Origin of the sequence: Pseudomonas sp. Ost2, assembly GCF_018326065.1 — a bacterium.
GTDB classification, from domain to species: Bacteria; Pseudomonadota; Gammaproteobacteria; order Pseudomonadales; family Pseudomonadaceae; genus Aquipseudomonas; species Aquipseudomonas gingeri.
This window is the reverse complement of the sequence record NZ_AP021904.1, coordinates 3,033,837-3,045,641: the sequence shown is the minus strand read 5'-3', so window position 1 is coordinate 3,045,641 and position 11,805 is coordinate 3,033,837. Positions and strand designations below refer to the sequence as shown.

Genomic DNA, 11,805 nt, shown 5'->3' with positions numbered 1-11,805 from the left:
GGGTGTCATTTTACTCTCCCCGCGCGGGAAATCAGGGACGCAAGCCCGATGATGGCTATGACGGCTACAAGCAGCACGACTGCGAGTGCCGCACCGAACGGCCAGTTGAATGCCATGCCGAACTGACTCCAGATGGCGCGACCGAAAGTGAACCCCTCGCTCCCCCCTACCATTTGCGGAGTAAGGTAATCGCCCAGGGCAATGACCATCACAAATAGCGCCCCGGCAATCGATCCGGGCAGGCTGAGCGGAAGAATGACCGTCATGAAGATCCGGCCAGGCTTGGCCCCAAGATCAGCCGCGGCAGCAATCAACGAGGGTGGAATACGGTCTAGCGCGAGGAATATCGGCAATATGCCAAAAGGCAGATAGATGACCGCCATCGCAATCATCACGGCTGTCTGGTTGAATATAAAAAGCCGACTGGGCACATCAATGATTCCCAGGGACAACAAAACCGAATTCAAGAAGCCGTTGTAGCCGAGAATACTGCGCATCGCGTAAATCTTTACGACGTAATTCATAACCAATGGCAGTGCACTGAACAAAAGCAGCAGGTAACGGGCCGAGCCTTCCAGACGCCAGATCAGGTACGAAATGATATAGCCAAAAACCAGGGCGACAAACGCAACGAAAAATGCCAGCTTCAGCGTGCCCAGAAAGACCTTGAGATAACTACCTGCAAAAAAGCCCGCGTAGTTGGCCAGGGTCAGGCTGCCGGTAAGGACACCGCCTTTCTGTTCCAGGAAGCTGTAGGCCAGGAAGGACACCAGCGGGACCAGAACCATCACCGTTGGCACGCCGTAGATAACCAGCTTTACCATGATCTTGGCGAGCTGTAGCCGATTCGGGTTGGCGGCTTCCATATTCAGGATCAGGGCTGTCATCTAGGATTCTCTCGGCACGAAGCTGATATCGGATTCCGACCAGCGCAGCGAGACCTCTGCGCCAACGCCGAGATTATTCGTCCACAGTGCGGTCGGTATGCGCACTTTGATTCGGTGCGCCGCCGCTGCTCCCAGTGAAAGCGATAACTGCGTGGTAGGTCCCAGGAATGTCACACCCTCAAGCTTTGCCGTCGTGACCTGCTGATCCGGCTTGCACTCGCTCCCATCATGCAGGCTGAAACTTTCAGGCCGGATCGCCAGTTGAAAACCCTTGCCCTTGGGCCCTGGTGACACGTGCCTGCCCAAGGGACTCTCAATCATGGATGCGCCACCTTGGGAGTCCGTGATCGTGGGAAGTAAATTATTTTCCCCAAAGAACTTTGCTACAAACTCGCTTTTCGGCCTGTAGTAGATTTCCTTGGGCGTTCCAACTTGAACAAGATTGCCGTGGTCCATGACCGCGATACGATCCGACATCGAGATCGCTTCTTCCTGATCATGAGTGATGAATACGAATGTCGTCCGGATTCTGCGCTGCAGATCCTTGAGAAACTCCTGCATCGATCGACGCAGCTCGGCGTCAAGTGCCGCGAGGGGTTCGTCGAGCAAGACCACTTGCGGCTCACAGACGATAGCCCTCGCCAACGCCACACGTTGCCGCTGGCCGCCGGAGAGCGCGGCAGGGTATCGATCCGCCTTGTCCGCCAGATTGACGGTCTCAAGTACGGCCCTGACCTTGGCCTTGATCTGATCGGCAGGCATGCGTCGGATACGGAGACCATATCCGACGTTGCTCGCCACAGTCATATGGGGAAAAAGCGCGTAATCCTGAAATACCGTATTGAACGGTCTTTTGAATATCGGCAGGCTTACAATGTCGGTTCCCCGCAGGAGAATCTGACCGGATGTAGGCGCCGTGAATCCGCCAATCATTCGTAGAATGGTGGTTTTACCGGACCCGGACGGGCCAAGGATAGTAAGAAACTCACCGTCCTTGATGTCCAGGTCAACGGGTTTCAATACATTGATGCTACCGTATGACTTCGTTACACCCACAAGACGAATCAAGTCCGATGTGACGGTGGACAAAACAGGATTAGCTAAAACAGTCATTTTTCTTGTTCTCACCCTAGCCTTAGACAAATACCAACTCACCTCACCCACCTTACCGACTTACTTACCCCATCGCAGGGCAATCGGATTGGCCGCCCTGGCCAGTTCAAGCAGGCCCTCACGTGTCTGCGGATGCAGTGCCTCCAAGGGATGGCGAACGCTGTCGGAGCGGATCACACCGCCCTCCTTCATCACCGTCTTGGCCGCACGCAATCCGCACTGGCGGTTCTCATAGTTGATCAACGGCAGAATCCGCTCATAAGCCTGGATCGCGTCCTGGCGACGGCCTTCGGCATGGGCGCTCATCACCGGACGGATCAGGTCCGGAATCATCGCGCTGGCCATGACCCCACGCGCACCGGCATCCAGATCGGCCATCAGCGTAATCGCCTCTTCACCGTTGAAAGGCCCCACGATGCTGCTGCCGCCGAGCGTGATCAGCTCGCGCAGCTTGGCAGCGGTGCCGGGGACTTCGATCTTGAAGTAACGCACCAGCGGCAGGGTACGAGCCACTTCTGCCAGGAAAGCCGTGGAGAGCGTCACGCCGCTCAGCGGCGCGTCCTGGATCATGATCGGCAACTGGCACGCCTCTGCGACACGCTCGAAGTGCTCGCGGATCAAGCGCGGCTCCAGCTTGATGCCCGCGCCGTGATAGGGCGGCATCAGCATGATCAGCGCCGCCCCGTGCTCCGCCGCGTGGCGCGCACGCTGGCTGGCGACCTGGGTACTGAAGTGGCTGCAGGTGACCATCACCGGCACCCGCCCCTTGACATGCGCCAGGCAGAACTCGGTCAGTTGCCGCCGTTCTTCATCCGAGAGCAGAAACTGCTCCGAGTAGTTGGCCAGGACACAGATGCCATCCACGCCCTGGTCGATCATGCAGTCAAGCACCCGCCCCTGCCCCTCGAAATCGAGCTCGCCGGCATCGCTGAATGGCGTTGGGGCAACAGGAAACAGCCCCGAGTACGGCCCAGTCGTTTGCATCGCAAAAACCTCTTCCACTTAACACCGCGAAACCGGATGAGTTGAAAATACTGCACTTCATGCGGAGCGAGTAATGAGAAGTGCGCCCCCGCCGATAACCGTTGGCTATCCCCGGGTGGAGCGGCGTTTCAGCAGGCGCTTGCGGCAAGGTCGGGTGATGCGGGGGTGACCTCGTCCATGGTCCGGGGCAAACGACTGGATGGCGATTCCTTAATACACCCTCGCCTTTCAGCGGCTCGGTTCACCATCATCCCTGCCCATCAGGGTTTCCACGAAGCAGCCGGGTCCAGGCTGCGTCTAGTCTCTAAATACTTCTTCTCAGTGAGAAAAAACCAGTTGGAAAGTGGCCCGATTCAGCTAACCAAGATGGCCTTGGCTTGCTGAAGATGCGTGCGGAACCGGGACGCATAATCTTCGGCAACTGCAGCTGGAACACTCGCTCGTGTTATTTCGACAACTCCCGCTCCCAGGCAGGAAGCGGGATGTACAGACTCGAAGGCGTGCCTATCTCGTTAAAGCGAGCGACCACCATCAACAATAATTTCCGTTCCCACCGTCCAACGAGACTCGTCCGACGCGAGGTACAGCACCGCCTTGGCTACTTCTTCAGGCGTGCCAAAACGGCCAAATGGGATGGTCGCAGCAATATCTTTGTTGACCTGCTCGCGGTAGGCATCGGGGATACCCGCCTTGTCGTACAGCGGCGTGTCGATCGGACCAGGGCTGACCGCATTTACTCGAACACCTCGCGGTAGAAGCTCGCTAGAGAGCGTTTTCGACATGTTCAGGAAGGCAGCCTTTGTTGCGGCATAAATGGATGAACGCGCGGCGCCCAGGTGCGCACTGACCGAGGTGTTAAGAACCACCGAGGCAGGGTTGGAGAAGACCGGCAGCAGTGCTTGCAGGAGGAAGTAAGGGCCTTTGACATTGATGTCAAAGGAGCGGTCAAACATCTCCTCGTTCCAGTCTTCGATTGGCATCCAGACGGATACGCCGGCATTGAGGAAGGCAACGTCGAGCTGCCCGTAATGAGACTGAACAGCATGGGCCAGCTCCTTCTGGGCTGTGACACTGGCGGAGTCGGCTCGCAACACCAGAACCTCGCTGCCAAAGACAGCTTGGGCGTTTGCAATGGACTCAGGATTGACACCCGTGACGATCACCCGAGCGCCTTCTGCGAGGAATTGCTTTGCGGTCTCCAGACCAATGCCACTGGTGCCACCAGTGATAAGCGTACGCTTGCCTTGTAAACGGGACATGTAGATTTCCTCTCATTTGTGACGACCAGTCGGACGACTGACCTTCTGAGAGCAACTATGTATTCATGCCAAAGCGCTGATAAGATAGCCAGATAGAATACATCTCATGCAAAATCTGCATGAAAGAGGACGTGTGATGGATCGGTTGTTACTGATGAACTGTTTCGTACGCGCCGTCGAGACCGGCAGTTTTTCATCTGCGGGACGTGATCTCGGACTCGGACAACCGAACGTCAGCCGTTACGTCGCCGCACTCGAAGATCATCTGCAAACCAGGCTGCTTCACCGATCGACAAGAAAGCTGACGCTCACACCGGAAGGTGAGCGGTACTACGCAGATGCGCGGCGTATTCTGGAGTCAGTAGAAGAGTCAGAGTCCTCTCTGAGAGGGAGCGTGGCACCGTCTGGATTACTGCGCGTCGCATGCCCGACTGCATTGGCGCACACCTTTATCGTGCCCCATGTGGCTAGCTTTCTGGAGCTCTATCCAGAAGTGTCGCTCGATCTGCAGATCAATGATCGCTACGTCAATCTGGTCGACGAGGGAGCCGAGCTCGCGATTCGCATTGGCCACCTGGAGGACAGCGCAATGCGTGCCCGGCCACTAGCATGGTTCGAGCGTGTGTGTGTGGCCAGCCGCGAGTACTTGGAGAAACGTGGCTCTCCCTCTTCGCCTGATGACCTGAAGGAACACGACTGCCTTGTTTACACTCTGCTATCTACCGGTACTAACTGGCGGTTCAAAGGCATCGATGTCCCGGTCTCCGGTCGCCTGCGGGTCAATTCACCCGAGGCGATACGTGAGTACGTCAATGCAGGATTAGGAATCGCGCAAGGCCCTCAATGGCTTTATGAGGAAGGGCTAAGAAGTGGCAATCTTCAGTTGCTGCTTAGCGACTACGTAGCACCACAGGTGCCGATCCAGGTCGTTTACCTGGCGAATCGGCTGCTGCGCAAGCGAGCCATCGTTTTCATGGACTTCATGGCGGATGTGTTTGCAAAAAGCTCTGCATTCCATGAGCGCCTCAGGTAGCCTCAAACCCATGACCAGCGTGCGAACGGATAACCAGAACCACGAAGGCCCCTTGTAGTGAGACCGGATGCACGCTTACCACAGTTGCAATCGGCGGGCCTGGATAGTCATCGGGACATAACGTTTGTATCTCAAGTGCCTTGATTCACCGCCGGCACTAATCTGGATTGGACGGTCTGGCATGCTCAATACCGCGGGTTTCGCGCGAATCAATACCCTGCAACTGATCAGTTTTCCGGCAAATGGCACAGGGGAAAATGCACAAGAAAACGCCGCTCGATGGAGAGGTGTATCGGTGGATTCACTGGGCCGGACCGTCGACCAGCCATTCAGGGATGTCCCGCCTACCATGCAGAATGCGCCAGACATCGATATGGTCATCGCGCTCAACATAGAACACCAGATAGGGGTAGCGCTTTAGCGGCCAGCAAAGCAAACCGGGCAACTCGAGTTCATGGGAATAACGAGAGGCTCCCGAGGCCGGATGGCGACTGATAAGGCTGTACGCCCGCTCCAGAGCATCGATAAAGCCGAGCGCCGCCTGCTCCGCCTGCTCGTCCAGGTAAAAGCGGATAGCGTCTTCGACATCCTGCCTAGCCAGCGCTCGCGGAATGACGGGTTTCACCCTCATCCCCGAGCAGTCCGAACCCTGGCACGCAAGGACTCAAAGTAATCACCACCCACAGGAGCTGTCGGCGCCGAGGCAGCTCCCGCCATCAGCAGGTCGCGCAAATGCTGCCGATCCTGATCCTTGCGAATCAGTTCCCGCACATATTCGCTGCTGGTGCTGTAGCCACGCTGATTCACCTGGTCATCGACAAAGGACTTCAGGGCGTCGGGCAGGGAGATGTTCATGGTGCTCATGACTTTGTCCACTTTTGACAAAATTTGCCAAAGTATACACCTCCACCACTGCCTACCGCTGGTGCCCGCTAAATTTTCAGGCGGCGTTGGCCGAACAGGACCTGGACCGCTATCTCGGGCTGCGGTACAACTGGACAAGGCCGCAACGGACAAAGAAGAGTAGACAGGTAGTGTCCGTGAGACCCGAGACCAGCTCGGGCATACGACCGTCGGCATGACAGAGCAGTACATCCGCAAGCGCCGCGGTGCAAAGGTCACGCCGACGAAATGAGCGGATTGCGGAAAAGATTTTCTGATTGCGGAAAAAAATAAAAGGGCCTACCAGCTAAAAATACTGGTAAGCCCTTGATATATATGGTGCCCGAAGCCGGGGTCGAACCGGCACGCCCTTACGAGCGGGGGATTTTAAGTCCCATGCGTCTACCAATTTCGCCATTCGGGCGGCAGCGCGGTGAAGCGGTCAACACAGCGGCTCCTCGGCGGGAACCCCATGGCCTCATAACCTTTTGACGGTCCTGATGCCTGCGCGACAAGGGGACGAATATATACATCCCCTCCCCTTGAAGCAAGTTTGCCGGCGTCAATTTTCGGCAATCGACCTATTTCGCAAGTTTATGATTTTCAAAGGATTGCCTGTTGTTTCAGGTGAGTCGACGGAATATCGCGACGCATGCCGACTGCCATTCGTGCTTTCCCACACCATCACCGACACTTTCAAGGCGGCAACACGGGTCCCTTCTGATCCAGTTCGAGGAATTTTCCCTTGAGGAACTGGTACAAGGCCTGCACCGACGCCGAGATCTGCCGGCGGTGCGGGCACACCAGCTGGAGCCGGGTATGCTCGCCGTGGTACTCGGGCAGAAGCAGCTCCAGGTGGCCCGCCGCGATATCCGCCCGCACTTCCAGCCAGGCCTTGTAGGCAATGCCCTCGCCCGCCACCGCCCAGCGCCGGACCACATCGGCATCGTCGCTGAACAGCGTGCCCGTCACCGAGACTTCCCGGCGCTGCCCGTCCTTGTAGAACCCCCACTTGTCATAGAAGCGCCCCTGCAACACATAACAAAGACAGCTATGCCCGGCGAGGTCCTCCAGGCTTTGCGGGCGACCGCGGGCTTCCAGGTAGGACGGCGCCGCCACCAGCACCCGGCGATTCTCGGCCAGGGGCAAGGCGACAAAACTCGCATCGCTGATCTGTCCGTAGCGCACCGCGACATCCACCGGATCGCGGAACACGTCGGAGACCTGGTCGGACACGAACAGCCGCAGAATCAACCGTGGATGCAGGCGCCGAAACTCGATCAGCCAGGGCGACAGCAGGTTGCGCCCCAGATCGGAAGACACCGCCATCTGCAGCGTACCCTGCAACTCCAGGCGCTCGACATGCAGTTGCTCATGGCCTTCGCGCAAGGTGTCCAGCACGCCGCGGGCATACGGCAGGTAGCGCTCGCCCTCGGCGGTCAGGCGCAGGCTGCGGGTGGATCGGGCAAACAGGCGGATATCCAGCTCACGCTCAAGGCGCTGGATCGCCGCGCTGACCTGACCAGGCAACAGGTCCACTTCCCGCGCGGCATTGGAAAAACTGCCCAGCACGGCGGAACGCACGAAGAGCGCCAGGTCATCGATTCGAATCATTTTCACACCCAGAGTGAAAGAGCTACCCGATGCTACCTCTTTATCCCTTTGATCGCGAAGATCAGAATCGCCGCCAACGCCTCAACCCATTCCCTGGAGCACCTGATGAACCTCGCGCAGATCACCACCCAGCGCTACACCACCAAAGCCTTCGATGCCTCGAAAAGCATTCCCCAGGCGACTATCGACGAGCTGCTGACCCTGCTGCGCAACGTGCCGTCCTCGGTCAACTCGCAGCCTTCGCACTTTATTGTCGCGTCGACCGCCGAGGGCAAGGCACGCCTGGCCAAGGGTGCCCTGGGGGCTTTCCCCAACAATGAGCCGAAGGTGCTGAACGCCTCCCATGTGATCGTGCTGTGCACGCGCACGGCGATGAGCGATGCGCACCTGGACACGATACTGAAACAGGAGGAACAGGACGGGCGCTTCTCGACCGATACGGCCAAAAGTGGCCAGCAGCAGATCCGCTCGCACTTCGTCAACCTGCACCGCTACGACCAGAAAGACCTGCAGCACTGGATGGAAAAACAAACCTACCTGGCCCTCGGCAGCCTGCTGCTCGGCGCCGCCGCACTGGGTATCGACGCCACGCCGATGGAGGGCTTCGATGCCAAATCGCTGGACGCCGAACTGAACCTGCACGAACAGGGACTGACCAGCGTCGTGATCGCCTGCCTGGGCTATCGCAGCGACAGTGATTTCAATGCCGCCCTGCCCAAGTCGCGCCTGCCGCAGGACTATCTGTTTACCCACCTGGCTTGAGCACCTGAGCAGTCCTTGACAGGGGCGGACTGCCTGACTCTCGTGAGCAGGCGGTCCGGCCATGCCGATATCATCGCCCGGGAGTTAACAAGGCAACCCTTGCGTTCATTATATTTTACTGACGCCTCCAATGAGGCTTTTGCTACTCCATGAAAATATTGATTTTTTTCTAGTCTCCGGTTTCAGCCCGCCTAAAATCAAACTAACCACGAACATAATATCGAACACCAACATTATCTTTTCCACATTGACAGTTACAGCTTTACGACTTTATGATTCGAAACAAGGACACGATACTTTCATGGAATGAAATCAATGCCCCGCCATATCCTTTTGTGTATTTCATCGCCTCATGATTCCCCCATCGCAACGCGATTCAGCAACACTTCCTAGTTGGAACAACCGTACCTGATCCCTCCGCACTGCGGCATCTTATGGATGCCTGAAATCTATTCGCATCGACTTCCCGCCGAGATTCAACTCAGCGAATGTCATTATTTGCGGGTGCAATATCTACAACGCCAATTAGCTTGAAACTTGCGCCGGAATAAAGCGCAGGAAAAGTTTCGCCTATAAAATGAAAGGATCTCTATGAAGCTTCTGGACAATGCTATCCATCTTTCCTATCCGCTCCCCAATGGGAAAACTGTAAAACTCAATCTTGCAACAGAGGAACTCCTGGGCGCTCGCATGAATAAAAATGTGAAACGCCTGCTTGGTTGCTACGAACAGGACATGCTATTCCTGAACAAGGAAATCGAAGGAGACATCCAGCAGCATCTCGACGAACGATATGGTCGTGATAAAAGCAAGAAAGCCCTGGATGAGCTGAGAACCCTCGAAGCCGTCGTATTTGCACCGATCAGTTCGCAACTGGATAAAGTCGACTTCTCGGTTTCGGCAGAGCAGTTGAAGTCGTTCTTCGGCATACAGCTGGATGAGGAGTTTGGTCGACTCAAGAATGGCGAGTTTGACCCTACGCTTTCCTACATCCTCAACGACCCAAACGGCCAGGCACTGATGAGGAGCCTGTTGACGCAGTTCTCGATCGAGTTCCTTATCGAAGGCGCGCCGATGGGACTTTACGCAACAGGCGCGTTCGGCACCTTGCAGTCTCATTTGCTGCGGGTCTACCAGGACGAGATGGGCAATGGCGTCCCTGAGGACAAACACAGCCATTTGTATGAGAAGACGATGGTGGATCTTGGTCTGAGCGATACACCGGATGCCTACCAGGACCACTTCCTCACCAGCAACATGCTGGTCTCGGCTTATACCTACCAGATCTGCCACGATAAAAGTAAGTTCCTGCGTTACCTGGGCGCATTCTTCCGCAATGAAGCGTGCTTCATTGTATGGCAGAAACAACTGGGTGAATCCGTTCGCGAAATCTACAGCGGAAAAGTCGACTGTCACTACTTCGACGTTCACACTTCGGTCGACCAGGCACATGGTCGCTGGGTTCTTGACAACCTTATATCCCATGCCCTGGATCGCTTTGGTGATGATGCCGCGCCTCATATATTGCGCGGTTTTGTAGAGTTGATGATTTACCAGGATATTTTCGGGCTGGAGCTTGACCATCAGATATTGACAGGCACAACCGCTGACTCCACGGAACTGACAAGCTCGGACCTTAAACTTTCGAATCATGTCGCCTCCGGTCAGACAGAACATCTTTTCTCTGCTCAGGAGCTTCTAATCAATCTTCAGGGCGATGGAAAACTATTCCTCACTGATCCCTTGGCCGCCAGCACTTCGTCAGAACATGGACTGATTCGCCTTCCACCCTTTACTGCGGCCCATATCAAAGCCGGCAACAACGGCGCGTACTACAACTAATAACACGTGGCGCGCAGTTGATCCTCCATCAATCGCGCGCTCACCGAAACCTGATGACACAAGCGCTTGCATAACAAGCGCAAGGATTCCCCATGCCTGTAGAAAAGTCCCTGTCTGAACACGACAATACCTGGCTGCACTTCTTCCCTTCCGATCAACTTGGCAAGACCGATGCTTTTCCCTCGTCCTTGGTCAAGGCACAAGGCATCTACGTAACGGATTCGCAGGGCCGCCAGTATATGGACGCCATCAGCGGTGCGTACTGTGTGAATGTCGGATATGGCCGTGACTCGATTGTCGATGCCGCCAGCCAGGCAGCCAAGACGCTAGCATTCTGCTCTCCGTTCAGTTTTTCCAACCCCTATTCCACCCAGTTGGCTCAGACCCTGGCAAACCTGGCGTCCCCCGTCGTCGGCGCCAATGCACGGGTGTTCTTCACCAACAGCGGCTCGGAGGCAGTAGAGACCGCGCTGAAAATTGCCCGGGCCTTTGCCGTCAAGAGTGGTGAAAGCCAACGCAAATGGCTGGTCTCCCGCGATCATGCCTACCACGGCGTTACGCTGGGCGCGCTGTCGGTCTGCGGTTTTGCATCGTTGAAAGAAGAGTTCGGTCCACTTCTGCCCATGACCGCGACCATTCCTTCGATGCACGACAGCAATGATCCCTTCAATGACCTCCTGAAGGCCACCCCAGGTCGTGGCAAGGATGTCGCAGGCGTACTGCTGGAAACCATCGAAACCAGCAACGGCATGGTGACGCCCGGCACCGAGTATCTTGATGGGCTGCGCAGGCTGCGCGAGGAGACCGGCGCCCTGTTGATCGTCGATGAAGTCATTACCGGATTCGGGCGTATGGGCAGTTGGTTCAGCGCTGAACACTATGGTCTAGAAGCAGACATCATCGTTTGCGCCAAAGGCCTCACAAGTGGATACGACTCCCTCGGGGCGACAATCGTCAGCGAACGTGTCGCTTCTGCCTTCGCCCAGGGCAACGACAGCATGTTCACCCATGGCGCCACCTTCGGTGGTCGTCCAGCCGCGGCCGCGGCCGCGCTGGAAAACATCAGGATTCTCGACCACGAGCAACTGCTCGGGAACGCCTCGTCCATGGGTGTCTACCTGAAAGACAGGCTGCATGGTTTGTTCGCAGGACATCCAAAGGTCTCCGGCCTCACCGGGACGGGCCTGCTCCAGGCCATCCACCTGAAGTCACCTGACTCCCCGGCTCCCGCCACGACGGAAGAAGTCGCGGTGATTCGCGATCGTTTGTTGAACCATGGCGTGATCACCTCCCTGTACTACACCCGCAACGATCCGACGATCGAGATCGCGCCCCCGCTGTGTATCAATCAGGAACAAATCGATCATCTCTGCCTGGTTATCCAGCAAGTACTGAAATAACTGTCATTGAGCCGAAAACATAAAGGACT

Annotated in this window: 11 protein-coding genes, 1 tRNA gene and 1 pseudogene; 5 read left to right on the top strand and 8 right to left on the bottom strand. The window is 56.5% G+C overall.

The features are described 5' to 3' along the window. Positions 1-5 precede the first annotated feature (5 nt). From KI243_RS13530 to KI243_RS13515, 4 genes are all read right to left on the bottom strand, one after another. The gene (locus tag KI243_RS13530; protein WP_212810994.1) at positions 6-887 is read right to left on the bottom strand and encodes an ABC transporter permease; all 882 of its coding nucleotides are present in this window, start codon (positions 885-887) and stop codon (positions 6-8) included. Then, complete coding sequence (locus KI243_RS13525) at positions 888-2,000, bottom strand: ABC transporter ATP-binding protein (RefSeq protein WP_212810993.1); 1,113 nt, start codon at positions 1,998-2,000, stop codon at positions 888-890. It abuts the gene before it with no gap. A 60-nt stretch (positions 2,001-2,060) separates the two neighbouring features. Continuing rightward, complete coding sequence (locus tag KI243_RS13520; protein ID WP_103033127.1) at positions 2,061-2,984, bottom strand: dihydrodipicolinate synthase family protein; 924 nt, start codon at positions 2,982-2,984, stop codon at positions 2,061-2,063. Between the two features lie 512 nt (positions 2,985-3,496). Continuing rightward, entirely contained in the window at positions 3,497-4,243 is a 747-nt protein-coding gene (locus KI243_RS13515) for an SDR family oxidoreductase (protein WP_177106230.1), read from the bottom strand. Between the two features lie 136 nt (positions 4,244-4,379). On the opposite strand from KI243_RS13515, the gene KI243_RS13510 reads away from it, so the two are divergent. Continuing rightward, positions 4,380-5,276 carry a LysR family transcriptional regulator gene (locus tag KI243_RS13510; RefSeq protein ID WP_212811199.1) on the top strand — a complete coding sequence of 299 codons (897 nt, stop codon included), beginning with the start codon at positions 4,380-4,382 and terminating at the stop codon, positions 5,274-5,276. A 301-nt stretch (positions 5,277-5,577) separates the two neighbouring features. On the opposite strand, the gene KI243_RS13505 is transcribed toward KI243_RS13510, so the two are convergent. Then, positions 5,578-5,907, bottom strand: coding sequence for a type II toxin-antitoxin system RelE/ParE family toxin (locus KI243_RS13505; protein ID WP_017129141.1), 330 nt, complete (start codon positions 5,905-5,907; stop codon positions 5,578-5,580). Continuing rightward, positions 5,904-6,140: a type II toxin-antitoxin system ParD family antitoxin gene (locus KI243_RS13500; protein ID WP_017129140.1), complete on the bottom strand. Its 237-nt coding sequence runs from the start codon at positions 6,138-6,140 to the stop codon at positions 5,904-5,906. The genes KI243_RS13505 and KI243_RS13500 overlap by 4 nt, the downstream gene beginning before the upstream one ends. A gap of 136 nt (positions 6,141-6,276) precedes the next feature. Here KI243_RS13500 and KI243_RS32865 point away from each other — a divergent pair. After that, positions 6,277-6,411: pseudogene (locus KI243_RS32865) on the top strand (integrase); the annotation flags it as partial. A gap of 84 nt (positions 6,412-6,495) precedes the next feature. Here the strand turns inward: KI243_RS32865 and KI243_RS13495 are convergent. Both KI243_RS13495 and KI243_RS13490 read right to left on the bottom strand, forming a co-directional pair. Next, positions 6,496-6,582, bottom strand: a tRNA-Leu gene (locus tag KI243_RS13495). Positions 6,583-6,854: 272 nt separating this feature from the next. Continuing rightward, the gene (locus tag KI243_RS13490; RefSeq protein WP_042936938.1) at positions 6,855-7,772 is read right to left on the bottom strand and encodes a LysR family transcriptional regulator; all 918 of its coding nucleotides are present in this window, start codon (positions 7,770-7,772) and stop codon (positions 6,855-6,857) included. Between the two features lie 105 nt (positions 7,773-7,877). Here KI243_RS13490 and KI243_RS13485 point away from each other — a divergent pair, with 105 nt between their 5' ends. The 3 genes from KI243_RS13485 to KI243_RS13475 all read left to right on the top strand — a co-directional run bounded on the left by KI243_RS13485 (position 7,878) and on the right by KI243_RS13475 (position 11,776). Next, complete coding sequence (locus tag KI243_RS13485; protein WP_042936937.1) at positions 7,878-8,534, top strand: oxygen-insensitive NAD(P)H-dependent nitroreductase NfsB; 657 nt, start codon at positions 7,878-7,880, stop codon at positions 8,532-8,534. A 591-nt stretch (positions 8,535-9,125) separates the two neighbouring features. Next, positions 9,126-10,376 (top strand): iron-containing redox enzyme family protein, encoded by a 1,251-nt coding sequence (locus tag KI243_RS13480; protein ID WP_017129137.1) that lies wholly within the window; start codon positions 9,126-9,128, stop codon positions 10,374-10,376. Positions 10,377-10,468: 92 nt separating this feature from the next. Beyond that, on the top strand, positions 10,469-11,776 hold the full coding sequence (locus KI243_RS13475) for an aminotransferase class III-fold pyridoxal phosphate-dependent enzyme (RefSeq protein ID WP_212810992.1): 1,308 nt from the start codon (positions 10,469-10,471) through the stop codon (positions 11,774-11,776). Positions 11,777-11,805 lie beyond the last annotated feature (29 nt).